Source organism: Intrasporangium chromatireducens Q5-1 (assembly GCF_000576575.1).
Lineage (GTDB): Bacteria > Actinomycetota > Actinomycetes > Actinomycetales > Dermatophilaceae > Intrasporangium_A > Intrasporangium_A chromatireducens.
In genome coordinates this window covers 1-546 of the sequence record NZ_AWQS01000576.1, presented here as the reverse complement: position 1 = coordinate 546, position 546 = coordinate 1, and the positions used below count along the sequence as shown (strand labels likewise).

At 67.6% G+C, this 546-nt stretch carries 1 protein-coding gene; it reads left to right on the top strand.

Annotated features, from left to right (window positions below; genetic code table 11):
- Window position 1: 1 nt before the first annotated feature.
- Window positions 2-546, top strand: a 545-nt coding sequence (kdpC, locus tag N864_RS22960) for a potassium-transporting ATPase subunit KdpC (RefSeq protein ID WP_034723075.1), incomplete at its 3' end; no start/stop codon positions are given.

The following is a 546-nucleotide window of genomic DNA, read 5'->3' as shown; positions in this document are numbered from 1 at the left end:
CATGCTGGTGTTGACGGTTGTTCTGGGCGTGGTCTATCCGCTGGCGATCACGGGGATAGGGCAGCTCGTGTTCCCGTGGCAGTCGAACGGGTCGATCGTGACCACCAGCGATGGCGAACCGGTCGGTTCGGCATTGATCGGTCAGTCCTTCACCGACGCCGCCGGCAATCCGCTGCCCGAGTACTTCCAGCCCCGCCCCTCCGCCGCCGGTGACGGTTACGACGCCGGCGCCTCCTCCGGGTCAAACCTCGGACCGGAGAACCCCGACCTGATCGCAGCGATCGCCGAACGGCGAGCCCAGATCGCCGCGTTCAACGGCGTCCAGCCCTCAGAGGTGCCCGCCGATGCGGTGACCGCCTCCGGCTCTGGGCTGGACCCGCATATCAGTCCCGCCTACGCGGCGATCCAGGTACAGCGGGTCGCGGAAGCACGCGGCCTGCCCGTGGAGACTGTTCGGGCCCTGGTCGCCTCGCACACCCAAGACCGCGACCTGGGCTACCTCGGCCAGCCCCGCATCAACGTCCTAGAGCTTAATCTGGCTGTAGA